23 protein-coding genes are annotated in these 22,828 nt (G+C 63.6%); 10 read left to right on the top strand and 13 right to left on the bottom strand.

What is annotated here, in order from left to right; all coding sequences use genetic code 11:
* Positions 1-2 precede the first annotated feature (2 nt).
* Positions 3-677: an NnrU family protein gene (locus CD351_RS02630; RefSeq protein WP_111991178.1), complete on the top strand. Its 675-nt coding sequence runs from the start codon at positions 3-5 to the stop codon at positions 675-677.
* Here the strand turns inward: CD351_RS02630 and CD351_RS02625 are convergent.
* Both CD351_RS02625 and CD351_RS02620 read right to left on the bottom strand, forming a co-directional pair.
* Positions 674-1,489: an alpha/beta hydrolase gene (locus tag CD351_RS02625; RefSeq protein WP_111991177.1), complete on the bottom strand. Its 816-nt coding sequence runs from the start codon at positions 1,487-1,489 to the stop codon at positions 674-676. The genes CD351_RS02630 and CD351_RS02625 overlap by 4 nt on opposite strands.
* Positions 1,490-1,492: 3 nt before the next feature.
* The gene (locus tag CD351_RS02620; RefSeq protein WP_111993554.1) at positions 1,493-2,290 is read right to left on the bottom strand and encodes a crotonase/enoyl-CoA hydratase family protein; all 798 of its coding nucleotides are present in this window, start codon (positions 2,288-2,290) and stop codon (positions 1,493-1,495) included.
* Between the two features lie 124 nt (positions 2,291-2,414).
* Here CD351_RS02620 and CD351_RS02615 point away from each other — a divergent pair, with 124 nt between their 5' ends.
* Positions 2,415-3,533 carry a VacJ family lipoprotein gene (locus CD351_RS02615; protein WP_111991176.1) on the top strand — a complete coding sequence of 373 codons (1,119 nt, stop codon included), beginning with the start codon at positions 2,415-2,417 and terminating at the stop codon, positions 3,531-3,533.
* A gap of 57 nt (positions 3,534-3,590) precedes the next feature.
* Here CD351_RS02615 and dxs read toward each other — a convergent pair whose 3' ends face one another.
* From dxs to rpe, 7 genes are all read right to left on the bottom strand, one after another.
* Entirely contained in the window at positions 3,591-5,516 is a 1,926-nt protein-coding gene (gene dxs / locus CD351_RS02610) for a 1-deoxy-D-xylulose-5-phosphate synthase (protein ID WP_111991175.1), read from the bottom strand.
* Positions 5,517-5,674: 158 nt separating this feature from the next.
* Positions 5,675-6,142 (bottom strand): Fur family transcriptional regulator, encoded by a 468-nt coding sequence (locus tag CD351_RS02605; RefSeq protein WP_111991174.1) that lies wholly within the window; start codon positions 6,140-6,142, stop codon positions 5,675-5,677.
* A gap of 54 nt (positions 6,143-6,196) precedes the next feature.
* Entirely contained in the window at positions 6,197-6,883 is a 687-nt protein-coding gene (gene msrA, locus CD351_RS02600; RefSeq protein ID WP_111991173.1) for a peptide-methionine (S)-S-oxide reductase MsrA, read from the bottom strand.
* Positions 6,880-7,086: a hypothetical protein gene (locus CD351_RS02595; RefSeq protein ID WP_111991172.1), complete on the bottom strand. Its 207-nt coding sequence runs from the start codon at positions 7,084-7,086 to the stop codon at positions 6,880-6,882. Before CD351_RS02595 ends, msrA begins: the two co-directional genes overlap by 4 nt.
* Before the next feature lie 521 nt (positions 7,087-7,607).
* On the bottom strand, positions 7,608-9,230 hold the full coding sequence (purH, locus tag CD351_RS02590) for a bifunctional phosphoribosylaminoimidazolecarboxamide formyltransferase/IMP cyclohydrolase (RefSeq protein WP_111991171.1): 1,623 nt from the start codon (positions 9,228-9,230) through the stop codon (positions 7,608-7,610).
* A gap of 8 nt (positions 9,231-9,238) precedes the next feature.
* Positions 9,239-11,149: a heparinase II/III family protein gene (locus tag CD351_RS02585; RefSeq protein WP_111991170.1), complete on the bottom strand. Its 1,911-nt coding sequence runs from the start codon at positions 11,147-11,149 to the stop codon at positions 9,239-9,241.
* Positions 11,149-11,811 (bottom strand): ribulose-phosphate 3-epimerase, encoded by a 663-nt coding sequence (gene rpe / locus CD351_RS02580; RefSeq protein ID WP_111991169.1) that lies wholly within the window; start codon positions 11,809-11,811, stop codon positions 11,149-11,151. Before rpe ends, CD351_RS02585 begins: the two co-directional genes overlap by 1 nt.
* Positions 11,812-12,059: 248 nt before the next feature.
* On the opposite strand from rpe, the gene CD351_RS02575 reads away from it, so the two are divergent.
* Positions 12,060-12,596 carry a DUF2141 domain-containing protein gene (locus CD351_RS02575; RefSeq protein WP_111991168.1) on the top strand — a complete coding sequence of 179 codons (537 nt, stop codon included), beginning with the start codon at positions 12,060-12,062 and terminating at the stop codon, positions 12,594-12,596.
* A gap of 12 nt (positions 12,597-12,608) precedes the next feature.
* Here the strand turns inward: CD351_RS02575 and CD351_RS02570 are convergent, their stop codons facing one another.
* Together CD351_RS02570 and CD351_RS02565 are read right to left on the bottom strand one after the other, a co-directional pair.
* Positions 12,609-13,523 (bottom strand): hypothetical protein, encoded by a 915-nt coding sequence (locus CD351_RS02570; protein WP_111991167.1) that lies wholly within the window; start codon positions 13,521-13,523, stop codon positions 12,609-12,611.
* A gap of 18 nt (positions 13,524-13,541) precedes the next feature.
* Positions 13,542-14,579: a diacylglycerol kinase family protein gene (locus CD351_RS02565; RefSeq protein WP_111991166.1), complete on the bottom strand. Its 1,038-nt coding sequence runs from the start codon at positions 14,577-14,579 to the stop codon at positions 13,542-13,544.
* A 198-nt stretch (positions 14,580-14,777) separates the two neighbouring features.
* Here CD351_RS02565 and CD351_RS02560 point away from each other — a divergent pair, with 198 nt between their 5' ends.
* The 4 genes from CD351_RS02560 to CD351_RS02545 all read left to right on the top strand — a co-directional run bounded on the left by CD351_RS02560 (position 14,778) and on the right by CD351_RS02545 (position 18,725).
* Complete coding sequence (locus CD351_RS02560) at positions 14,778-16,004, top strand: M20 family metallopeptidase (RefSeq protein WP_111991165.1); 1,227 nt, start codon at positions 14,778-14,780, stop codon at positions 16,002-16,004.
* 128 nt (positions 16,005-16,132) lie between these two features.
* Positions 16,133-16,729 carry a hypothetical protein gene (locus CD351_RS02555; protein WP_162627576.1) on the top strand — a complete coding sequence of 199 codons (597 nt, stop codon included), beginning with the start codon at positions 16,133-16,135 and terminating at the stop codon, positions 16,727-16,729.
* 20 nt (positions 16,730-16,749) lie between these two features.
* Positions 16,750-17,361 carry a hypothetical protein gene (locus CD351_RS02550; protein WP_162627575.1) on the top strand — a complete coding sequence of 204 codons (612 nt, stop codon included), beginning with the start codon at positions 16,750-16,752 and terminating at the stop codon, positions 17,359-17,361.
* A complete protein-coding gene (locus CD351_RS02545; protein ID WP_162627574.1) occupies positions 17,337-18,725 on the top strand; it encodes a GMC oxidoreductase in 1,389 nt (462 codons plus the stop codon). Before CD351_RS02550 ends, CD351_RS02545 begins: the two co-directional genes overlap by 25 nt.
* Here the strand turns inward: CD351_RS02545 and CD351_RS02540 are convergent.
* Complete coding sequence (locus tag CD351_RS02540) at positions 18,662-19,885, bottom strand: radical SAM protein (protein ID WP_162627573.1); 1,224 nt, start codon at positions 19,883-19,885, stop codon at positions 18,662-18,664. The genes CD351_RS02545 and CD351_RS02540 overlap by 64 nt on opposite strands.
* 7 nt (positions 19,886-19,892) lie before the next feature.
* Complete coding sequence (locus CD351_RS16005) at positions 19,893-20,018, bottom strand: hypothetical protein (RefSeq protein WP_255413034.1); 126 nt, start codon at positions 20,016-20,018, stop codon at positions 19,893-19,895.
* A gap of 143 nt (positions 20,019-20,161) precedes the next feature.
* Here CD351_RS16005 and CD351_RS02535 point away from each other — a divergent pair, with 143 nt between their 5' ends.
* The 3 genes from CD351_RS02535 to CD351_RS02525 are packed head-to-tail and all read left to right on the top strand — an operon-like array spanning position 20,162 to position 22,817.
* On the top strand, positions 20,162-20,899 hold the full coding sequence (locus tag CD351_RS02535) for a response regulator transcription factor (protein ID WP_111991160.1): 738 nt from the start codon (positions 20,162-20,164) through the stop codon (positions 20,897-20,899).
* Positions 20,896-22,230: a HAMP domain-containing sensor histidine kinase gene (locus tag CD351_RS02530; protein WP_111991159.1), complete on the top strand. Its 1,335-nt coding sequence runs from the start codon at positions 20,896-20,898 to the stop codon at positions 22,228-22,230. Before CD351_RS02535 ends, CD351_RS02530 begins: the two co-directional genes overlap by 4 nt.
* Positions 22,212-22,817 carry a hypothetical protein gene (locus tag CD351_RS02525; RefSeq protein ID WP_111991158.1) on the top strand — a complete coding sequence of 202 codons (606 nt, stop codon included), beginning with the start codon at positions 22,212-22,214 and terminating at the stop codon, positions 22,815-22,817. The genes CD351_RS02530 and CD351_RS02525 overlap by 19 nt, the downstream gene beginning before the upstream one ends.
* Positions 22,818-22,828 lie beyond the last annotated feature (11 nt).

Here is a 22,828-nt window from a genome sequence, read left to right as displayed (position 1 = left end):
CCATGGACGGGACAATCATCACGCTCATCGCTGCCAATGCGGCGTTTGTCGGCACGCACTTCATAATGTCGCATCCGCTGCGCGCGCCAATGTTGAAGATGTTAGGCAAGCTTGGCTTCCAGATCGCCTATTCATTGGTCAGCATTGCCACGCTCGCCTGGGTCTATTTCGCCTTCAAAGCGGCACCGCCATCCGATTTGCCGGGTTCGGGACAGATTGGATGGATCATCGCCACGCTACTGACGCTGCCTGCGATGGTGCTGTTAGCGGGGTCTCTCATGGGAAATCCGGCGCTGCCGACGCCTCAGGCAGAAGCTCAGGCCCGCGCGGCACCCAGAGGCGTGTTCACCATTACCCGTCACCCGATGATGTGGGGCTTTGCACTCTGGGCGCTGTCGCACATCGTCCTGTTCTGGAGCTTGCGCACGACCATCACCGCATTGGCAATGGGGATCCTCGCCCTCGTCGGAGCGAAGCTGCAGGACCGCAAGAAAGAGGCGCTGATGGGTGATGCCTGGCACCAATGGAAGGCCAATACGAGCTATTGGCCGCGTCTTGGCGGTTTTGCCAAAGCGGGAGCGCTGCCATGGACGCTGGGCCTGATCGCATTTGTGTTCTTCAGCTGGCTGCACTGGCCGCTTGGCGGCATCAGGGCCGGTATCTGGGCCTGGTTCTAGCGCGTCGCGCTTTGTTCAAGCACCCAATCAAGCCGGGCCGCTTGCGATCTGCGTTCGAAAGACAGAGAGTGCCCCGATGATTCGAACGACTGGAAGCGTATGCCTTCTGAGATATCGGCCAGAGCGCGCCCATGGCTGTCGTCGATCACCGTGTCGGCTGTTCCGTGCTGAATCAATATGGGGATCTGCGAAAGACGCTCCAGCCTTGCCGCGTTATCGTATCGCTCGCGCAGCAGCGCTCTGACCGGCACCCACCACAAGCTGTCAGAAGCCGCATCGACGAGCGAAGTGAACGGAGCCACGAGGACGAGGCCCGCTGGCGGTGATCCGGCCTCCGCAAGTTGCAGCGGCGCATAAGTCGCCACACCGCCTCCGATCGAATTTCCGATGACGAACAGGTCGGAAGCGGCGTGGCCCTCATCGCGCAGCCAGCGCAGCGCTGCATCGGCGTCGCGGTAAAACCCCTGCTCCGATGGCGTACCCGGATTGCCGCCATATCCGCGATATTCGACCAGCAGAACGCCCAGCCCCGCCGCTGTTAGCGCGCCGTTCGACACGCTCGCCCCTTCAAGTGTGCCGCCATTGCCGTGGAAGTAGAGCACGCTCGGCGCTCCTTGAGAAGGCGCGCGGTAGAAGGCGCGCAGTTGCAATCCATCCTGCGTCGTCAGCGTCACCTCTTCGTATCCCGGCGTCAGCGCGGCCATTGTCTGCGGCGCTGGATAGATGAAGCGCGATTGCAAGACGAACAGCGCCGCGACGATCAGACCATAAGCCAGGGCCGCAAATCCCAGGAACCGAAGCGCACCGATCACGCGCTACTGCCCCTTGAACTGCGCCTCGCGCTTTTCGATGAGGGCTGCGACACCTTCGGCATGGTCGTCGGTCGTGTGCATCATCGCCTGCGTATTCGCCGCCATTTCGAGCGCGGTGTCATAGCTGACCTGCTGACCCTGGCGCAGAAGCATCTTGGATTGACGCAGGGAATGCGGCGGCATCTTCGCAATTCTGTCAGCCATCGCGCGTGTTTCATCCATCAGCGTGTCATGCGGGACAACCTCGCTGACAAGGCCCCAATCCAGCGCTTGCTCTGCGCCGATTACATCGCCGGTATAGAACAATTGCGACGCCCGGCTCATGCCGATGACGCGTGGCAAGATCCAGGTGCCGCCATCGCCGGGAATGATACCCAGCTTGAGAAAGGTGACGCCGAACTTGGCCTTGTCGCTCGCAATGCGGATATCGGCGAGGCAGGCCACGTCGCATCCCAGCCCGATCGCCGGACCGTTGACCGCCGCGATCACCGGCACGCGCAAGGTGTGCAGCGCGCGCAGCATCATGTGAATATTGTTGCGATATCCGTCCGAAATCGCAGGGGTCGTGCCGCCAAAGGTGCCCGTCTTGTCGCGCATCGCCTTGATGTCGCCGCCTGCCGAAAAGGCCCTCCCCGCCCCGGTCAGGATGACACAGCGCACCTCCATATCCCGGTTGATCGCTGTACAGACCCGCGTGAACTCATCCCCGTCGCCCGGCGCGCCGAGCGGGTTCATGCTTTCGGCGCGATCTATTGTCAGCGTGGTCACAGGACCGTTGCGGTCGATAAAGAGCAATGCCATGGTTCCTTGCGGGTCTTTCTTCAGATGAAGCCGATTGCGCATCGCATAGCAGGACCACCCGCCCGGAGGGAACCTTTGCGTAAACCTGAAGTTGGTCAGGCACGGTAACACAGGAGATTTTTGGATGGCACATGCCGCACTGGCCGTATTGACTTCACCCGTGCTCGTCGGGCCTCTTCCGGCAGCGGGGATCGTCGATGCCAGCCTGGCAGGCGTGCCGATCCCGGTGATCGAGGCGCCCGCTCAGCCGCCACAGGATATCCTGCCGCTCAGCTGGTCGCTTGCACAGGGACAAGACAATCAGGAGCCGCAGCCTGGCACAACCCCGCCAGATGAAGGCGAACAGGGCGAGGAAGGCGAAGAGAACGTCATCATCGTCGAGGGGGAATATGGCCCCGCCGAAAACGATCCGATCGAAGAGATCAACGCAGCAAGCTATCGGATTACGCAAGAAGTGGACGAAGCGCTCGTCCAGCCCGTCGCCTATTTCTATCGCGATACTCTGCCCGACCCGATCCGCGACGGTCTGAGCAATGTCGTGCGCAACCTGCGTGAGCCGGCGAACTTCCTCAACTTCCTGTTGCAGTTCAAGATCGGGGACGCGCTTGAGACGCTGGGGCGTTTCGCCATCAACTCGACCATTGGCGTGGGCGGCCTGTTCGATGTCGCCGAGAAGGATGGCATTGGCCTTCCCTACAGGCGCAACGGCTTTGCCAACACGCTGGGGTTTTATGGCGTGGGTTCAGGCCCTTACCTCTATCTGCCGGTTGCCGGGGCAACATCCCTGCGCGACGTGATCGGCGATACGCTCGATCAGGCGGTGCTGCCATTTGCATTCGGGCGCCCGTTCAACACGCCCGAATATGCGATCCCGTATTTCGTGGTGAGCAACCTCGATTCCCGCCTCGAAGTGGATGCGGAGCTCGAGGAGATCCGCCAGACGGTCGATCCCTATGCGGCGCGCCGGGACACCTATCTCTACCGGCGTGAGCGTGAGATTGCTCTGCTGAGAGGCGAAGAGCCGCCCGAGCGCCCCGCGATTGTCGAGGAGATCGATGAAGCGCTTCCCGGACTGCAACCGGGCGAGACCGAGCGCGATCCGGACGAGGATAACGGACCGGATGGTCCAGGCATCTCCTACGAGCCGACGCTTGAGCCGATCCAGCTCGCCCAGGCGATCACGATCACGCGCCCAACCGAATACACGATCGCATATGCCGGGGCCGAGCCGGCGACGCGCTAACTCGGTTCGGGCAGTTCCAGCCGCGACCGCGAATTCAAATGCGCGCGGCTGTCAGGCTCAGGCCCGCGCTTCGGCCTCGATATTGGCCGAATTGTGCTTGAGCGCTTTGAGCACCGTGTCGACGATGTGCGGCGCAGTGAGACCGGCCTCTTCGTACTGTTTGTCCGGCGAATCGTGGTCCTGGAACGTGTCGGGCAGGCGCATGGTGCGCACCTTCAGATCGTTATCCGTCAGGCCCTCATCGGTGGCATAGGTCAGCACATGTGCGCCGAGGCCACCGATTGCGCCTTCCTCAATCGTCACCACGATCTCATGCGTGCGCATCAGGCGGGCGATCAGGTCTTCATCGAGAGGCTTGGCAAAGCGCATGTCGGCCACCGTGGTCGACAGCCCCTTGGCTTCCAGCTGGTCGGCAGCTTTCTTGGCTTCTTCCAGCCTCGCGCCGAGTGACAGAATGGCAACTTTCGATCCTTCGCGAACGAGGCGGCCCTTGCCGATTTCGAGCTTCTGCGGAGTTTCGGGCAACGGAACGCCGACGCCGTTTCCGCGAGGATAGCGAAAGGCGATGGGCCCGTCGTCATACTCTACAGCGGTGTAGGTCATGTGGACCAGTTCAGCCTCATCGGCTGCGGCCATGACCACCATGTTGGGCAAGGTGGCGAGATATGTAATGTCGAACGATCCGGCATGCGTGCAGCCATCCGCACCCACGAGGCCAGCGCGGTCGATGGCGAAACGAACCGGCAGGTTCTGGATCGCGACATCGTGGACGACCTGATCGTAGGCGCGCTGCAGGAAGGTCGAGTAGATCGCGGCGAATGGACGCATGCCCTGCGCGGCGAGGCCGGCGGCGAAGGTGACGCCGTGCTGTTCGGCGATGCCGACGTCGAAGCTGCGATCCGGGTGACGCTGTGCAAAGCGATCGACCCCGGTGCCCGAAGGCATGGCGGCGGTGATAGCGCAAATGCGTTTGTCGGTATCGGCGAGGTCGGCCAGCGTGTCGCCGAAGACGTTCTGATAGGCGGGCGCGCCGGCAGAACCTTTCTGCTTTTCGCCGGTGACGACGTTGAACTTGGGCACGCCGTGATATTTGTCGGCGCTTTCTTCGGCGGGTTTGTAGCCCTTGCCCTTTTCGGTGACGACGTGGATCAGCACCGGACCTTCCGACGTGTCGCGCACATTTTCGAGCACGGGGATAAGGTGGTCGAGATTGTGTCCGTCAATCGGGCCGACATAGTAGAAGCCGAGCTCTTCAAACAGAGTGCCGCCCGTCACCATGCCGCGTGAGTATTCCTCCGCCTTGCCAAGTGCGTCGTGCAGGCGGCGGCTCATTTTCTTCACCGCCTTGGAGGCAAGACTGCGCAGGCCGAGATACTCGCTGGAGGAGACCATCCGCGCAAGATAGGCCGACAGCCCGCCAACCGGCGGCGCGATCGACATGTCGTTGTCGTTCAGGATCACGACCAGACGGTTGCCCGCCTGCGCGGCATTGTTCATCGCCTCATAGGCCATGCCGGCACTCATCGCGCCGTCGCCGATTACCGCGATGCCGCGACCGGGCTTGTCGTTGAGCTTGTTGGCAATCGCAAAACCGAGCGCGGCCGAAATCGACGTTGACGAGTGCGCCGCGCCAAACGGATCGTATTCACTCTCTGCACGCTTGGTGAAACCCGAAAGCCCGCCACCCTGACGGATCGTGCGAATCCGGTCGCGCCTGCCGGTGATGATCTTGTGCGGATAGCATTGGTGCCCCACGTCCCAGATCAGCTTGTCGTCGGGCGTATTGAAGACATAGTGGATCGCAACGGTCAGCTCGACCACACCAAGGCCGGAGCCAAGATGCCCGCCCGAAACGCTGACGGCGTCGATCATCTCGGCGCGCAATTCGTCGGCCAGTTGGCGCAGCTGTTCAGGCTTGAGTTTGCGAAGCTCGTCAGGTGTCGGGACCATATCGAGCAGTGGCGTGTTTGGCGAAAGACTCATAGCGGAATGCCCTACACCTTTGTTTCTAACCTGTCGATGAACGCTTCACCGCACGTGAAGCGCGACTCACCGGCGAGTGACAATGGACCCTTACACATAGCCTGTCAGGCTATCACCACTCCGGGGCGTTGAACAGGTTTGGCCAGCGTGCCGTAGCGTCAAGCGCATAGCCGGCACAGGCCGCGTATCTCGAGAACGGGCCGCTTGGCCTGAAAATCGCGCGCAGAGGCAAGCTCACGCACGGCGCGGCTTACGTCTTCGTCATCGACATGGCTGGCCTCTCCGCATTCGTCACACACGAGGAAGATGCAATCGTGCTGGCAACCCGGATGCGTGTTGGCGAGATAGGCGTTCGCGCTCTCGACGCGGAGCGCGAGGTTGTTCGTCACGAACAGGTCGAGGATGCGATAGACCGAGTTCGGCGCAACGCGTTTGCCGCGCGCTTTCGAGAGGTTGTCGGCGATGTCGTAGGCGGACGCGGGGCGCTCTTGTCCGGCAAGTTCGCCAAAAACCGCCTCGCGCATGCTCGTCCACTGTTCGCCCGATGCGACAAGCGCCTCGCGAGCCGCCTCGATCAGCGCCTCGCCTGCGTGTTCCTCATGGGCATGGTGATGCTGTGTAGCCATGGCGTCCACTATAGGCTCGCAGGCGGCCGTTTGCCAGATGCGCGGGCCACGCGATCAACCATCGCGCAGAAAGCTGTCTCTGAAGTCACTCGGGAACATCACCCTGAGCGCATCGACCTTGGGCGCGTCCCACCGCACGATGTAGGGGCTGCGCGGGTTCTTCACCATGTAGTCCTGATGGTAGTCTTCCGCCGGATAGAAGGTGCGCAGGCGCTCAACCTTGGTAACGATCGGGCGGCCCCAGATGCCTGAGGCTTCCATCTGCGCGAGATATGCATCGGCAACCGCGCGCTGTTCGGCATTGGTGGGCACAAGGGCGCTGCGGTAATGCGCGCCGACATCGGGCCCCTGGCGGTTGAGCAGCGTCGGATCGGCGACGACCGAGAAGAAGATGCGCAGAAGCTCGTCATAACGGATGACGTAGGGGTCGTAGGTGATCTGCACCGCTTCGGCATGGTTGGTGCCGCCTGCGGTGATGCGGTTGTATTTTGCCGTGGCAGCCGCGCCGCCGTGATAGCCGCTCTGCGCCGACTTCACGCCCTTGATGTGGCTGAAGACGCCTTCGACGCCCCAGAAGCACCCGCCGGCGAATATGGCGGTCTTGAGCCCGGCACCTTCGCGCGCGATGCGTTCGGGAGCGGGGGCGTTGACCGGCTTGTCGAGCGCGAGCGCGGGTGTTGCAGCGCCCGAAAGCGCCAGAGCGAACACGGCATTGCGAAGGGCGCGGCGGGCCTTGCTCATCCGGCATTCTCCGCAGCTTCAGCTTCCAAAGGCACGATCACGAACTCGTCAGCAGGCTGCGGCGCTTCGAGCGGCTGCGCAGCGATTGCGGGCGATTCGAGGCGCGAGCCCCACTGGTCGACTGTGGCGGCGGCGACAAGCAGGCCTCCGGCGGCAAAGCCAAGGGCGAAGTTGCGATAAAGGTCAGGGGCGAAGAGGGTCATAGGTCGTCTCGCGTGGTCTGTTCAGGTTCGACGCTCGTTCCATTAATGACGGCGCGCTTGCGCTGAGCTTAACGGGCGGATCATGCGACATTTCGTTACATTGCTCGATCGTCAGTTCGTTGCTGGCCCTGATTTGGTTACGCCTGCCAATCAGTGAAAGATGCATGAACCCAAGCCTTTCTTCGCCGCCAGACAGCCGAGCTTTGCCGCAAAGTGGACCATTGAAGCCCGCCTTTAGGAAAAAGCGAATCGCCCGCAGTTGTCTGTTTTCAAAGAACAAAATGGCAGTTCAGCGCGTGCATGGTGTGACTTTCCGATTTTCGCCATCCGACCCACCGACCTAGCGGGTCTCAAAAACGGAATAGCGCCCCAAAACTGAGTAGGAAAATCATAGGAAGCCACGCACAGCAACAATCGGTCGCCCCAGCGACCGCAAGGGCGACCGCCCGCCCGCAGCGGGTGTGTAGCGAAGCGGAACACGTTTAGCGAGGACGAGGGCGCGGACGCGCCCTCGCACAGTATCAGTGCCTGAAATGCCGCATGCCCGTAAAGACCATCGCAAGGCCCGCCTCGTCAGCAGCCGCGATCACTTCTTCATCGCGGATCGAGCCGCCGGGCTGGATCACCGCGCTCGCCCCTGCTTCGGCGGCGGCGATCAGGCCATCGGCGAAGGGGAAGAACGCATCCGAAGCCACCGCGCTTCCAACGGTTTTCGGCTCCGCCCACTCGTAGGTTTCAGCCGCTTCCTTCGCCTTGATCGCAGCGATGCGCGCCGAATCGCGGCGGTTCATCTGGCCTGCGCCAATTCCGGAGGTCGCGCCGTCCTTGGCGTAAACGATGGCGTTCGACTTGACGTGGCGCGCGACGGTCCAGGCGAAGAAGCAGTCCTTGAGTTCTTGCGCCGTGGGCTCGCGCTTGGTCACGACCTTGAGGTCGGCTTCGGCGACCGCGCCATTGTCGCGGCCCTGGATCAGCATCCCGCCCGCAATGGTCTTCATGAAGAAGCCGCCCCGGCGCGGGTCGGGTAAGTCGCCGCATTCAAGCACGCGCAGGTTCTTTTTCTTCGCAAAGATTGCGCGCGCTTCGGCGCTTATCTTGGGCGCGATGATAACCTCGGTGAAGATGCTCGCAATCGCCTCTGCGGTCGCGCCATCGAGCTCGGTGTTGACTGCAACGATGCCGCCAAAGGCCGAGACGCTATCGCATTGCAGCGCGCCTTGCCAGGCATCGTGCAAGCTCGACGCTTGCGCCACGCCGCAAGGGTTGGCGTGCTTGACGATCACGACCGCAGGATCACCGCCTGCAAATTCAGCCGCCAGTTCGAGCGCCGCATCGGCATCGTTCAGATTGTTGTAGCTCAGCGCCTTGCCCTGTAGCTGCTCGGCCTGAGGCACTCCCTGCGCACCTGTCACCTGCGGCACATAGATCGCCGCCGACTGGTGCGGGTTCTCGCCATAGCGCAGCACGTCCTCGCGCTTGAACGCGAGCGGCATGGTCTCCACGAAAGGCGTTGCCTTGAGCGCTTCTGCCCCAAGCGGATTGGTGAAGGCATCGCCAAATGCGAACCAGTTGGCGATGGCCGCGTCATAGGCTGCGGTGCGCGCATAGGCCTTGCCCGCCATGCGGATGCGGAAAGCGTGGCTGGTCGCGCCGTGATTGGCGTCCAGTTCCTCGAGCAGTTCGGGATAATCGGCTGCGTCGGTCATGATCGTAACGAAGCCGTGGTTCTTCGCCGCCGAACGCACCATCGAAGGCCCGCCAATGTCGATATTCTCGATGATCTCTGCGCGCTCCGCACCTTTCGCGACGGTCGCCTCGAACGGGTAAAGATTGACGACAACGAGGTCGATTGCGCCGATTTCATGGGTCTCCATCGCGGCGACATGTTCGTCATTGTCGCGCAGCGCCAGAAGCCCGCCATGCACCTTTGGGTGGAGCGTCTTCACCCGCCCATCCATCATTTCAGGAAAGCCGGTGAGGTCGGACACATCGCGCACTTCAAGCCCCGCCTCGCGCAGCGCGCGCGCCGTCCCGCCGGTGCTGACCAGCTCCACGCCGCGTGCGGCCAGCGCCTTGCCCAGATCCGCCAAACCGGTTTTGTCGGACACTGAAAGCAGCGCCCGCTTGATCGTCGTCTCAACCATCTTCGAAGCTATCCCATTTTCTTGAGGAGCCAGCTGAACTGCCCCCCGCCGCGCGAAGTCAGGCCCTCTATCACCAATTGTTCGGTAGCGTGAGGGCGTCCCTCCCCGTCTACCCACAGGCTGTCTTCGAGAGAGAGCTTGATCTCGCTTTCACGCGCGGCTTCTCCCCCCATGTTGCCGCGCAGGCGGAACTGCCACAGCTTGCCGTCGGGGGTGAGAAGGCTTGCGCCGCGCTTGTCCTGCGTGATGCGCGCCTCGACGCCGCGCCCGAGGTGGAAGCGGATCGCGAAGCCGACCTTACCGGTCTTGCCCTTACGCGACACGGGAAGAAGGATGTCCTCGCCGCCCAGTTCGGTGCCGTCGCTGCGCAGGGTGAGGATGCGGCTATGCGTCAGGCCAAAGCGCGCGGCGTATCCATCATGGCTCGCCTCGACCCGGATCGCTTCCGCATTGCCATTGCCCGATGCGCGCTTGACCACGCGGCGCTCTACCTCGACCGTTTCGGCTCCGCGACCAAGCTTGCCGTGGAGCAGGACCGCGGTTGAATTCGCGTCGTCGAGCACCAGCGTCGAATGCGCGGCCGTGGCGCGCAGGCCCTGTCCGATGCGCGCAGGCACATGACCGCCCGCAATCGCCGCGCCGCCGCAATTGACGATGAGCCGCGATGGGCCATCCGACAATTCGAACGCCAGCGTCGAGGCGCAGCCGACCCGCGTATGGCGCGCGCGCGGCGGTGGTCCGGCGTCGAATTGCACCACCGTGCTGCCGCCGCGAAGGCGCTGATAGCCCCAGTGCTGCGGTTCGTTCAGCGGGCGGGTGCGGATGCCGGTCGAGGCGATGAGGCTGGCGACGCGATCGGCGCTGATCGCCATCTGGCCCTGCCAGCTGCCAAGCGCGCCGTCCTCATGCCTCAGCGCAAGAAGCGGGGGAACGAGCAATTCGCGCATGACCCACAGCGCATCGGGCGCTTGCGTCTCGACCGCTTCATAACAGGCGAGCAAGTGGGTGAGGATGCGGATCGCTTCCATCTGCGCCTGCGGGCAGCGCGCCAGCACGCCGCCATCCTCGGCAACCAGTTCGCCCAGCGACTTGATGAGGGCCGCTTCGCCATAAAGGCGGCGCGGGCGACCTTCGGGGAGGAGCAACCCTGCCGCCGTGACCGCCGCCCACCCGGCAACCTGACCAAGTCCTGCGCCGTGACGCACGGTCTTGCGGTCGAGCCAGTTGGCGGTTTCCTCGATCGCGGCGAGCAGGCGCGGCTTCAGCGCGCCATCCTGTCCTGCAAGCACCAAAGGCGCGTGGACGAGCCATGCGAGCAGGCGCAATCCGGTGTGCTCGACATCCCAGGGCGGGCCCTTGGCGGGCGATGGATTGGCGTCAAGCCAGAGCGACGTGATGCGTTCGGCCACGGCGATGCAATCCTCGCGCGGCGCGCTGACGGCGAGATCGTCGAGCCATGAAAAAGAATGGACCATCCGCTCAAGCCCGGGGCTGAGCCGTGCGACGGCGTCGAATTCGACCGAGTGGATCGGCTGCTTGACGCCATGCGCGAGGAAATGCCCGGCACGAAGCGCGATGCCAGCCGCGCGGTCGCCCGTAATCGGGCTTTGCACCGTTGCCAGCACGCGCACGGGCGCAGGCCGGCGGAAAGGTGCGGCAAGCGCATGCCCCGGAACGCCCAGGCGATAGGCAAAGCGGATCAGCGCCTCGCCCGGCCTTGTGCGCGGCGCGATGACGTCGGTAAGGGCGAGTGCGCGCCCCGCTTCGATGCTGGCCGCATCAACGCTGGCGGCGGTCTGCGGCTCTTCGTCTTCGCGCAGCGGCTCGCCTTCGGGACCGAGAGCGAAAGCGGAGCCGCCCTCATCGGCGATCTCTTCGAATTCGGCTTCGACCGGCTCCTTGTTGAAGAGCGTCGCCATCACCCCTCTCCCTTGAGCGCCGCAATATTGGCAGCGTAATGATCGGGGCCGCCCTTGAAGGTCGCGCTGCCTGCTACCAGCACATCGGCGCCCGCCTCCACACACAGTTTCGCGGTGTCGGGGTTGACGCCGCCATCGACCTCGAGATGGATCTCGCGGCCAGTTTTCTCGATCATCGCGCGGATGCGGCGCACTTTGTCCAGCTGCGAATGGATGAAGCTCTGCCCGCCAAATCCGGGATTGACGCTCATCACAAGGATAAGGTCGACCATGTCCATGATGTTGTCGAGCACTTCGACCGGCGTGCCCGGATTGATCACCGCGCCCGCTTTTTTGCCAAGCGAGCGGATCGCCTGAAGCGTGCGGTGGATGTGCGGGCCTGCCTCCGGGTGGACGGTGATAATATCGGCCCCGGCTTGCGCAAATGCTTCGAGATAGGGATCGACTGGCGAGATCATCAGGTGAACATCGAAGGGCTTGTCCGAATGCGGGCGAAGCGCTTTCACGACGTCCGGGCCGATCGTCAGGTTGGGCACGAAATGCCCGTCCATCACGTCGATATGGATCCAGTCCGCGCCTGCCGCATCGACGCTGCGCACTTCTTCGCCCAGCCGCGCGAAGTCGGCCGACAGAATGCTGGGAGAGATTAAAGGTGCTGCCATGGTTAACGCTGGTGCATGCTTACTTGCGCCTTCGCTGGATTGGAGACGCATAGGGCACACGCGATTCGCGCAGCAATGTCTATTAACCGCTTTTCCCCGCCCTTTTGCACAGGCACGAATACAGATGACCGGCGCAATTGCGCCAGTTCAGCCCCAATTCAGCACGCAAATGTCATTTCAGGCTCATATTCTTGCGGCAGAACCTTAGCCGCGTGAGCCTCTATCAACCTATTTGCGAGAACAACCCGATGGCTTCGAATTCGAAGATCAAACAGATGGCCTTTGCCGCAGGCGCGGCGACGCTGCTCGGTCTTGGCGCTGCGGCGACCGGGGCGCCCGCGCTCGCCCAGGCATCGAATACCAGCGACTATCGCAACCAGATTTCCAACGACATGCGCTCGTGCGCGCCCGGTGGCGGGCCGGCGGTGCGCGTCACGATCAGCGGGATCAAAAGCTCGACCGGCAAGGTCCGCGCACAGGTCTATAACGCAACGCGCGGCGATTGGCTTGAACGGGGCCGCTGGCTCAACCGTATCGAACTGCCCGCGCGCCGTGGCCGCATGGTTGTCTGTATGCCGGTGCCCGCAAGCGGCACCTACGCCATCGCCGTGCGACACGATGCGAACGGCAATGGCGAAACCGATATCAGCGAAGATGGCGGCGCGATGTCGAACAATCCCTCGATCAACATCTTCAATCTTGGCAAGCCGGGGATCGACAAGACCCGCTTCCGGGTGGGCGACGGCGTCAGCTCAATCGCCATCACGATGAAGTACATGACGTAAGAAGGCGCAGTATCATTCGCGCCGTTTGCGGTGCTTTCTCAAGGCCCACAACACCCCCGGCGCCGCGAGCAGCGGATAGCGCTCGCGAAAAGGGGTGACCTCGATTGCCAGCCCCGTATGCCGCTCAATCTTCCACGCGGCATAGCGCGCCGCGCCCTCAAACGTGGTCGAGGCCTTGGCGAGCCGGGCGAAATTGAGCGGTTTGCCGAGCCTCTGTCGACGCTGCCACCACGACAGGATGCGCGAGCGCTCGCTCGCGGCAAGGCTGGGCGTCAGGCGGTCGCCTGAGCGGGAGAACTGCACGCCTGCCGCCTCGAATGCGAGCGGCAGAAGGCCCTCGAAATGCGCTTCGTTGACGCTCAGAATGTCGTTTTCGCGCCCCGGCTTCTCAACCCGGAACTCCGCCTTGTAGGTCGCGCGAAACAGCGCGCGCCAGTAATCATCCGCCGTCCCGTTTTGAGGGCCGAGCGCTGCGGCAAGCCGCGCTGCCGTGATCGCGGCGGCGGCGATCGCTTCGGTCACCTGCGCCCGCGCCGCGTCACTGCGCACCCAGGCGAGCGCTGAGGGCTGAACGAAACGCGCCCAGATCGTCGTATCCGTTAACTCGCCCGATGCCGCTTTGGCAAAGGTTTCGATCCCCATCGTCGCAACCTTGGCCCGCAGCGTGATGCCGCCTGCATCGCGTTCGTGATAGCTGATGCGCGGCCAGATGCGCGCCGTGGTCTCGCCCGGATGCAGGACATAGAAATCGAGCACCCCGTCAAGCGACCCGGTCCGCAGGTTCGACCCGTAAAACAGCACTGCAAGCGCGCCGCCTTCGGACGCCTGCTCCGCCAGCGCGCGCGCAAATTCGCGCACCTCGGCGCGAACTTCGGCATCGAGCTGCTGCGATATGCGGGAAGACAGGGATTGAGGTGAGCGCGCCATAGCGCGGTGCTCTATGCCTTAGGGGCGGATGAATTCAAGCTCCGGCCCCTGACCGATGCGATATTCGCCAGCCGGAAATGCCTCGCCATCGAGGATGAAGCTGTCTTCGATCTCAAGCTTGAATTGCGGCGTGCTGAGCTGGTGAAAGCCGCGCTCGCGCGCGCCAGCAGGCGTGTGGCCGCGGATCATGCGGAACAGGTCGATCGCCGACTTGCGCGAAATCTGGTCGGTGACGGCCAGTTTCAGGCCCTTCTTCAAGTCGCCGAACGGCTTGATCCCCGCAGGCATCGTCTCAAGCGTCGAGGCAAGCAGGATCTGGCGCCATTGAGGGTCGCCAACGCCGCTATGTTCCATCGGCACTTCGCTGCTGCCCAGCTTGATCGTCATCTTCGCGCCGCGTCGCCACGGGTTCGCCCGCGACCCCAGCGCCCATTGCAACACGCCCCAGGCTGCCGTCACGCCGACCACGGTCGAGTTAAAAGCGCCGAGGCGATGCGCGCCCTGACCTGCATTGATAGCGGTCGTGAAAGCGCCCGCGCCGAATATGAAGCCCAGTACGCGGCTGACCGGGCCATCGTTCAGCGACGTCACCTGAAGCGGGCGGCGCACCACGCGTGAACCGTGTTCGAATGCGTCAATCGCCTTCTGGAGCGACCAGTCGCCCGGCACGCCGAGATCGACGGTCAGCGCGTTCGTCTTGCCCTTGGGAAGCACAGCAATAGCAGGCCAGTCATCGCCGAAAATGTCGATACCGTGGGTCAGGACATCGCGCACGGTGCCATCGCCGCCATTGATGACGAGCAAGTCGATGCCGGTGGCGGCAAATTCAGCGAGTGCCTCGGGCAGATCGGAGCGATCGCCGGGCTTGGAAATGTGGACCTGAGGGTTGATGTCGCAGTCGAAGTCGACACCCTTGTTGCCATGGCTGCGCGGGTTGTAGATCACGCCGACGCTTGGCGGTTCCCCTTCAGCGCGCGCACGATGCGCACGCGCATTCGCCGCGCTCTTCGAAGAGCCCTGCGGGAGCTGCGTGAACTGATAAATCGGCGTCGCCATGCGAGATCCTTAGTCTTTGGACGGCATTTTTACCACCGGGTTCATGTCCCGGTATTGTAATATTCGGTCATGTGTCGCAGCGCGGTTACATGGGTGGCTAACTTTCTTTCGCAAGGTCTGCGCCGATCAATGGCCCGGCGGGTCGGCCCAATCGTGAAACCTCTGGTCTTGGACACAATGTGCGCTAATCTTGCGCCCATGTTGACGCAAACCCTGCTCGAAACCGCCCGCTCGCTTAACCCGGAAACGGTGAAGCTGCGTCGCGCCATCCATGCCGAGCCCGAGCTTGGCCTGCATTGCCCCATGACAATGGCCAAGGTGCGCGAGGCGCTTGCCGGCCTGCCGCTCGACTGGAAGCGCGGACCCTCGACCACCGGCGAGGTCGCGACAATGGTGGGGGGCAAGGCAGGCGCGGCAGGCAAGTCAGGCAGGGGCTCTCGTCGGGTGCTGCTGCGCGGAGATATGGACGCGCTGCCGATGGACGAGAAGACGGGGCTAGAATTTGCCTCCACCATTTCGGGGCGCATGCAAGCCTGCGGCCACGACACGCACACCGCGATGCTGGTGAGCGCGGCGAAGCTTTTGTGTTCGATGCAGGGTGAGCTTGCCGGAACGGTCGATTTCATGTTTCAGCCCGGCGAAGAAGGGCACCACGGCGCGCGCTTCATGCTGGATGACGGCCTGATCGACCCGCTGCCCGATGCCGCCTTCGCGCTCCACATCATGCCCAATGCGAAGTTCGGCGTGGTTGCCGGACGGGCGGGGCCGCTGATGGCGGCGGCCGACCAGTTTACGATTACGGTTAAGGGCAAGGGCGGCCATGCCTCGATGCCGCATGACTGCGCCGACCCGATCCCTGCCGCCGCCGCGATCGTCAGCGCGCTGCAGGCAATGGTGACACGCCGGTTCAAAGCCTCGGACGCGGTGATCGTCACGGTCGCGCGCATGGAAGCGGGGACTACCTTCAACGTCATCCCTGATGAAGCGGTCCTGCAAGGCACGATCCGCACGCTCAGCCACGACCACCGCGAAAAAGTGCACGACCTGTTGAGCCAGACCGCCCGCGCCACCGCCGAGGCACACGGCGTCGTCGCCGAGGTCGCGATAGAGCGCGGCTTTCCGGTCACGATTTGCGACGAGCGCGCCGTGCGCCTCGGCCAGAAAGTCGCGCGCGGCCTTGGCGATATCGATGAAGGCTGGCACGATCTGCCCGCCCCGATCATGGGCGCCGAGGATTTCTCATATGTGCTCGAAAAAGTACCGGGCGCGATGTTCTTCCTTGGCGTGGCACCGGAAGGCGACAACTGGAGCGCCTGCTGCGCCATCCACTCGCCCCGCATGCATGTCGATGAAACAGCCCTGCCGCGCGGCGTGGCCATGCTCGCTGGCTGCGCGCTGGAATTCATCGAAGAGGGCTTCGCCTGACCGCGAACCTAACCATTGCAGTGAGTTACGCGCATTTGAGCACTTGAGTGTTGCGGCATCGCTGATGCGCGGCAACAACGCAAACTGAGGGTTCGAGGGGAAACCCGGCCAGCCTCAGGGAGCACATCATGCGGCACATTGCAGCCATGGCCTTCGCCTTTTGCGCGATCCTGCCAATCCATAGCCTGTCGGCTCAGGGCCTTGTCCTTTTGTCACCGGTCGACAAGGTCTTTGCAGGGATCGGCGAATCCATCGGCAACGCGGCATCGGGCGCGGTTTCTGTCGTCGCTCAGGGCGCAGCGGACCGGCGGGCGCTCGAACGGGCGCGGCAATCTTTTGCGGCCTGCTATCCCGATTGCCCGCGCGCCACCCGCGAGCAATTGAGCGCGCTGTTGAACAAGCGCGACGTGGCCCGCTTCATGATGCAGACCATGCCGACCTTCGGCGACCCTGTCATGCGGCGCAGCTACAGCGAGTTTTTCGAAGGCTTCACCGGCGAAATCGGTGGGCGAGCCGGACAGACCTGCGTGACCAAGTTCGAAGCGTGGGTCGCGACCTATGAAACCGTTCGCGACAACGGCACGCCGGCGCGCTCGGACAGCGAAGTGTTTGCCAATTTCTCGGCGCGCCATGGGCAGGCGATGGCCGCGTCCAAACCCGCATTCCAGCGCTACCTGATCTGCCGCGACCGGGCCGAGATCAACGCGGTGCGGTTCCGCAATTGAGCAAATCAGGAGGTGTATGCATGAACAGATTGCTTTCTATGGCGACCCCGGCGGCGCTGCTCGCCGGTATTGCCGCTCTTTCGACCGTGACGCCTCCGGCTGCGGCTCAGGCCCAGCTGGGCGAGTACGGGCAGATATGCAAGGCGACGCTTGACCTGTTCTACGACGGGCCGGGCAGCGACACGCCGTTCTCGCAATATCCGCATTTGACCGAAGATCAGAAAAGGATGCTAGGCGGGCCGGGCACGCGCCGGGGATATGCGGCTAACGCCCCGCAGGCAGCGCGCCTGTCGGCGTGCCGGTGCGTTCAGGGTGCCTTCGACCGGTCGGGATCGGCGCGCAATTACATCATCGAAAACTCGGTGAAATATTCGGATAACGGCCATGAATATCTGGAGATTTCCTTCTGGAATCTCTCCGAACAGCAAAGCGGGCTTTCGCGCCATGGCGATGCGGCAAGGATCGTGGGCGACTGGCTGCGCGGGCGCACCGGGCAAAGATCGCAAACCGATCTCGTCTGGCAGTTCCGCAAGGAAGCGGGCAATTGCGTAAGCGCCATCGACCCGACCGATCGCAAGCCGCTGCAATCCTGGGCGGGTAATCGCTGGTGGACGGCGATGCTATTCCAGTAGGTTTCCGGGCCGGCGAGATGAGCGCGCGCGTGCTGATCGCAGGCGCTGGTCCTGCGGGCTGCGCCATCGCGCATCGTCTGGCACGCCGCGTCGACGTCACCCATATCGACGCGGGAACGCGGGTCGATCTCGCCTGCGACGGCACGCTCCCCGCCATTTGCGACGAACCATACCGGGCGGCGGGGGCGGGAGGGGGACTTGCCCTTTGGGGCGGATATTGCGCTGATCCGGGCGATGATCTCGACCGCCCGGAATGGCTGGGCCTCGGCCCCGAATTGCGACCCTGTCTGACCGATGCCCTGCGCTGGCTTGGATGCAAGCGACACCTTGCCGCACCCGCCGTGGCGCAGGCGCGCGGCCTTGCGCAGCCGCTGGCGCTCAGCGGGCTGGAGCCGCGCCTGTGGCAGTTCAGCCCGGTCGGCGAAATCGGCGATCTGCCGTCGGTGCAAGACGGCACAAGAGTCCTCAAGGATACGCGGCTGGTTTCCGTGGAGCTTTCAGCCGATGGCAGACGGATCACCCACGCGGTGATCGAGGGAAAAGACGGCACGCACAGGATTGAAACCGACGCCGTGTTTCTTGCTACGGGTGCGATCGAGAATGTGCGGATACTCCTCGGACCGATCCGCGCTGCCGGTGCCCGGATCCCCGAGGCGACCGGGCGCGGGCTTGTCGAACATGGCGCGTTTCAGGTGACCGGGCTACGCGTCCCGCAAGGCTCCTGGATCGAGAGGCTGCACCGCCGGGCGAACGATTTCGGCACCGGGGAGAACGCGCTTGCCATGGCTCTTGCGAAAAGCGAGCGTGAACGGCTCGGCCTGATGCACGACGTGCTCCATCCCTATCGCGGCCCCGACGGCACGATGCGGCTTGGCGTCATGAGCGAGCAGGCGCGCAATCCGGCGAACCGCGTGTATCTTTCCGGGGCGCAAGGCGATGACGGGGTCCACCGGGCCAGGGTAGACTGGGGCCTCAGCGCCGAAGATCGCGAAAGGATGCGTCGGTCGGCCCGCGAAATGGCGATGCGTGTTGTCTCGTCGGGTTCTGGCGCTCTTGAAAGCGAGGGCGAAGTGGACGTTGCGCCGCATCCCGGCGCGCCGGTCTGGTGCGGTCATCCCACGTCAACGACACCGATGGGACACGATGCGCGCAGCAGCGTCGTCGATCGCGACGGCCGTCTGCACGGCCTCTCCAACCTTCACCTTGCGGGCAGCGGCACATTCCCGAGTGCGGGGTGGGCCAATCCGACATTGCTTATCGTCGCGCTGGCTTTCAGGCAGGCCGACCGATTTCTGGAAGATCAGGCCGCCCCGACCGGTTCCTCAAGCGCTTCAAGCATCCGTTCGCTGAACAGCTTGACCTGAACATTGCATTCGGGCGTTTCCCCAAGGTCGAAGGCATCGTGGCGATTGGCCTGAACGAGAGCATAGCCGCCCGGACAAAGCGCATGGAATTCGCAACTCGCCGCGCAGGCGCGCTCGCTCTGATCGAAAGCGCGCTGGAGGTGAAGAAAGTTTGCAGAGTTCGACATGGCCGCGAAGCTATCGTGCGCGATGTTGCCGACAACGGCGTCGATCTGCCCGCGCGATCCGAATTTCTGATCCGCCGTCAATCCGGCAAGAAAGGTCGAGACCGAGCCATCACTATCGACATTGATGACCGAGAAGGCCCCGGACCGCGTCGTGGCCAGCTTCCCTCCTGCGATATCGGCAACGCGGCGGTAGAATTCGCGAAAGTTCGACGGGATTGGGGCGTCAGCTCCATCGTCCCTGATGCGCACATTGAAGCGCCGCAGGAAATGATCGTAAAGCGCCGCAGCCCCGTCACCCGGCACGCCTCCTGCCGTATCGAATTCATCGGGCAGGTTCAGTCGCACATCTCGGTAATGCGCGCGCTCGGCGATAAGAAAATCGTAGATCCGGTCCGGTTCGAGGAGCGCCTCTTCGCTCAGCACCATGATCAGATCGACCCCGATCCCGGCCTGCGCGAGCGCATGAAGGCCGCGCATCGTGTGCCCGTGCGATCCCCTGCCGCCCCAATTGCGCCGGTTGCGATCATGCATATCCGCCGGGCCATCCAAGCTTACGCCCAGATGCAGACGGCCTTCGCCGGAAAGCTCGCGGAAGAAGTCGATCCATTTGTCGGACACCGCCACAGCGTTGGTCTGAAAGCCGTAACGTACCGCGCAATCGCTGCCCGATCGCGCAATCGCCGCGTCGATGATCGCGACCGCGCGCCGGTAATAGTCCGGATCAAGGATCAGCGGCTCACCCGAATGCCACATACATTCGAGCCGGTCGCCCAGCATGCCCTCCTCGACGAGCCGGTCGATGAGGCGCTCAACGATCTCGTGGCTCATCACCTTCCCGGTGGAGCGCGCCTCGGGCGTGAGATAGCAATAGCTGCAATCAAGATTGCAGCGCGTCGTGCCCTGCAGGATCAGCAGGTCGACCGGGCCCAGCCGCCGTCGATTGCGTGCAATCGTGCCCCCCACAGTCACGGCGCATGCATCGACGGCGACCACGTTTGCCTCAACGCTTGTTGTTGGGGCCCCAGGATGTTTTTCCGCCCTGCGTTGCGGCGCTGAGATGGGCGCGGTCATCGCTCTTGAGAGCGTCGGATGCGGCCAGAATGCGGGCTTGCATGAGTTGGGTCATTTGGCATCTCCTGATTAGGCCCGCACCAGAAACATGCGGGCCCCGATGTCTTACCCTGCGCACCGCCCGCCAAAAACTTACCATCGCGCTAAGGTTCGTCTCGCGGCTTCGCATCTTGGCAATGGTCGATTATACAAGCTTCCATGACGAGCGATCCGGGGGAGCGGAGCGGCACGGGGAATGCCGCTCTGGCGCCATCAATCCTGTTGCTGGAAGACGACGACGACGCTGCCGACGCGGTCGAGGCGCTGTGTGACAAGCGCGGCTGGACCTTTGCCCGTCATATCGACGCGGATAGCTGCCTTGCGGCAGCGCAGTCCGGGTCGCACGACATACTGGTCCTCGACCGCATCCTTGCACCCGGCGTCGATGCGCTGGAAATGGTGGGCAGGCTGCGCGAGGCCGAATGTTCGATCCCGGCCATCGTGCTGAGCTCGATCGGGCAAAGTTTCGAGCGCGCCCGCGGCCTGGACGAGGGGGCCGACCTTTACCTCACCAAACCGTGCGAGGAGCATGAGCTTGCCGCCGCTATCGGTGCGCAGCTGCGACGACACGGCTTCGGCAAGCGCGAGGCTGCGCTCTTCACGTTCGGCAAGCTTGAATTGCGGCGTAACAGCGGCTCAGCCAGCTGGGACGGAGCAGCGCTGACGCTCAGCCCGCAGAGCTTCGAATTGCTGGACATTATCGCGGCTGCGCGCGGCCAGTGCGTGCGCCGGTCCGAATTGTGGCGGCGGGTCTGGCCCGAATGGGTCGGGGGACCGCAGAACACTCTCATCGATCAAGCGATTTTCAGGCTGCGGCGCGAACTGGCCGCCACCACCGACCAGGTCGAGATCAGGACACGCAGGCGTCGCGGATACCTGCTCGAACTGCATTCATGACCTCTCTCGCGCGACATTACAGGGTCTTGATCGCGGTCATGGCGGCTGCGCTTGCCATCACGCTGATTGCGGGTGTCTTCGCCATCGACAGGCTGGTCTCGCGAACCGAGCAGGCGCAGGCCACCGCGCAGGTTGATCGGATCATGACCGAACTCGCCAGTCGCCAGCCGAGCATGGGCCCACTCGCGCCGATTGACGAGATTGACAGAAGATTGCTCGAACAAGGTGGCAGCGCGCAGGCACCCGTCCTTTCCGTCAGGCGGCGCGATGGCCGCGTGATCACCGGCAACCTCGCGCAATGGCCCGCCATCCCCGCCTATGACACACCCTTTGAGCTGCGCGCTGGGGGCAGCGGCTCCGGTTCCATCGCGGTGGTCCGGCGCTTCGGCGAGGAATTCGAGGTGCTCGTCGCCCAGCCGCTCGTCACGCATGACACCATCCGTTCGGCGTTGCTCATGCTTCTGCTCGCAGGGTTGCTGGTCAATCTGCTGGTCTGGACGCTGGTCGTCAGGCGGACGCTCAGGCGCAACGAAGCGATTGTCGGGTCGCTTGCGACGTCGCTTGATGCGGCGGCGGGAGGTGCGGTCTGGCAACGCCTGCCCGAGCCCGACGACCCCGTGTTCGCGCGGATCGTGCGGCGTATCAATCTGCTGTTGTCGAACGTCGAACTGGGTCAGGAATCCCTGAGGCAGATCGGCGCGAATATCGCGCATGAACTGGCAACCCCGCTCGGCAAGGCGGCAGATCTTGCAGAGGAACTTGCCGCCGCGCGTCCCGATGATCAACGTCTCGATGCGCTCGCTGCGCAGCTGGACGCGATGGAGGAAACGTTTGACGGCCTTCTCGCTCTTGCCCGGATCGAGACAGGTCGGGGCGGCTGCGACGAATTTTCGATCTTCGACCTCAAAGATGCGGCAAAGGACGCCTGCGAGCTGTTCGACGAACATGCGAGGGAAGCGAATGTCGAACTGGTCAAGAGCCTGCAAAGCGCTCCGGTATTCGGAGACCCCTGGCTGGTTCGCTCGGCCATTGGAAACCTGGTGTCGAACGCGATCCGCTATGGTGCATCAGGAGGGCAGGTATTTGTCGGCACATGCCTCGATCAGGGGATGTCGCGCGTCAGCATCGTCGATTCCGGGCCCGGCCTTTCGCGCAGCCTTTCCAAAAGCGCGGCTGCTCCGCCCGACGCGCAAGAACCCGCGACAGGGCATGGCCTCGGCCTCAAGCTGGTGCGCGCGATCGCAATGCGCCACAATGCTGGCGTGCGCCTCGACGAATGCAATCCCGGTCTTTCTGCAAGCCTGATGTTCCCATGCGAAACCCGGCGCTGATCTTTTGCGCCGCGCTTGCGGCCTGCGTCTCGGCACCCATGCCGGGGGTCGACATCGCAGAATTGCGGCGCGCCAGCATCGCGGCCCTTGAAAGCGAAAGCGCGGATCGTCGCCTCGCTGCGGCGCGCCGTGAACATGCGCTTGGTATCGAGCGTGTGCTGCGCAGCGAGGCGAGCGGCGGCGTCCCGATCACGTCGCAGGATGTGCGCGGCGCCGTCAGCCCTCTCAATCTCGCTCCTCGTGACAATCACGACGAGTTCCGGGAGCGCGGCAGCCGCGAGGGACCGCGCGAATCGCTTCATGCTCTGGCAGCGGGCGGCGAAGCGCGCTTTCAGATGCCGTTTCGAGGCGGGCAAAGCGCACTCGTGATGATTTCCTCGCCGGGCCACGACCTCGTGCTCAAAGTGAGCGCTGCCGATGAAGCGCGCGAAGCGGCGGGCGCTGGCGAGGCGCAAACTTCTTGCCGGGACAGGGCCGCACGCGGGGTGGCCCTGTGCCGCCTGATCCCACAGACCGACCTCGTCCTCAACATCGTCGTGCGCAACCATCACGCTGAGCGGGTCTCCTACACGCTGCTGACCAATTGAGCGCTCGCGAT

Origin of the sequence: Erythrobacter sp. KY5 (genome assembly GCF_003264115.1) — a bacterium.
In the GTDB taxonomy this organism is placed as follows: Bacteria; Pseudomonadota; Alphaproteobacteria; order Sphingomonadales; family Sphingomonadaceae; genus Erythrobacter.
Note: the sequence above shows the minus strand (reverse complement) of the source record. Positions and strands in the feature narration are given on the sequence as shown.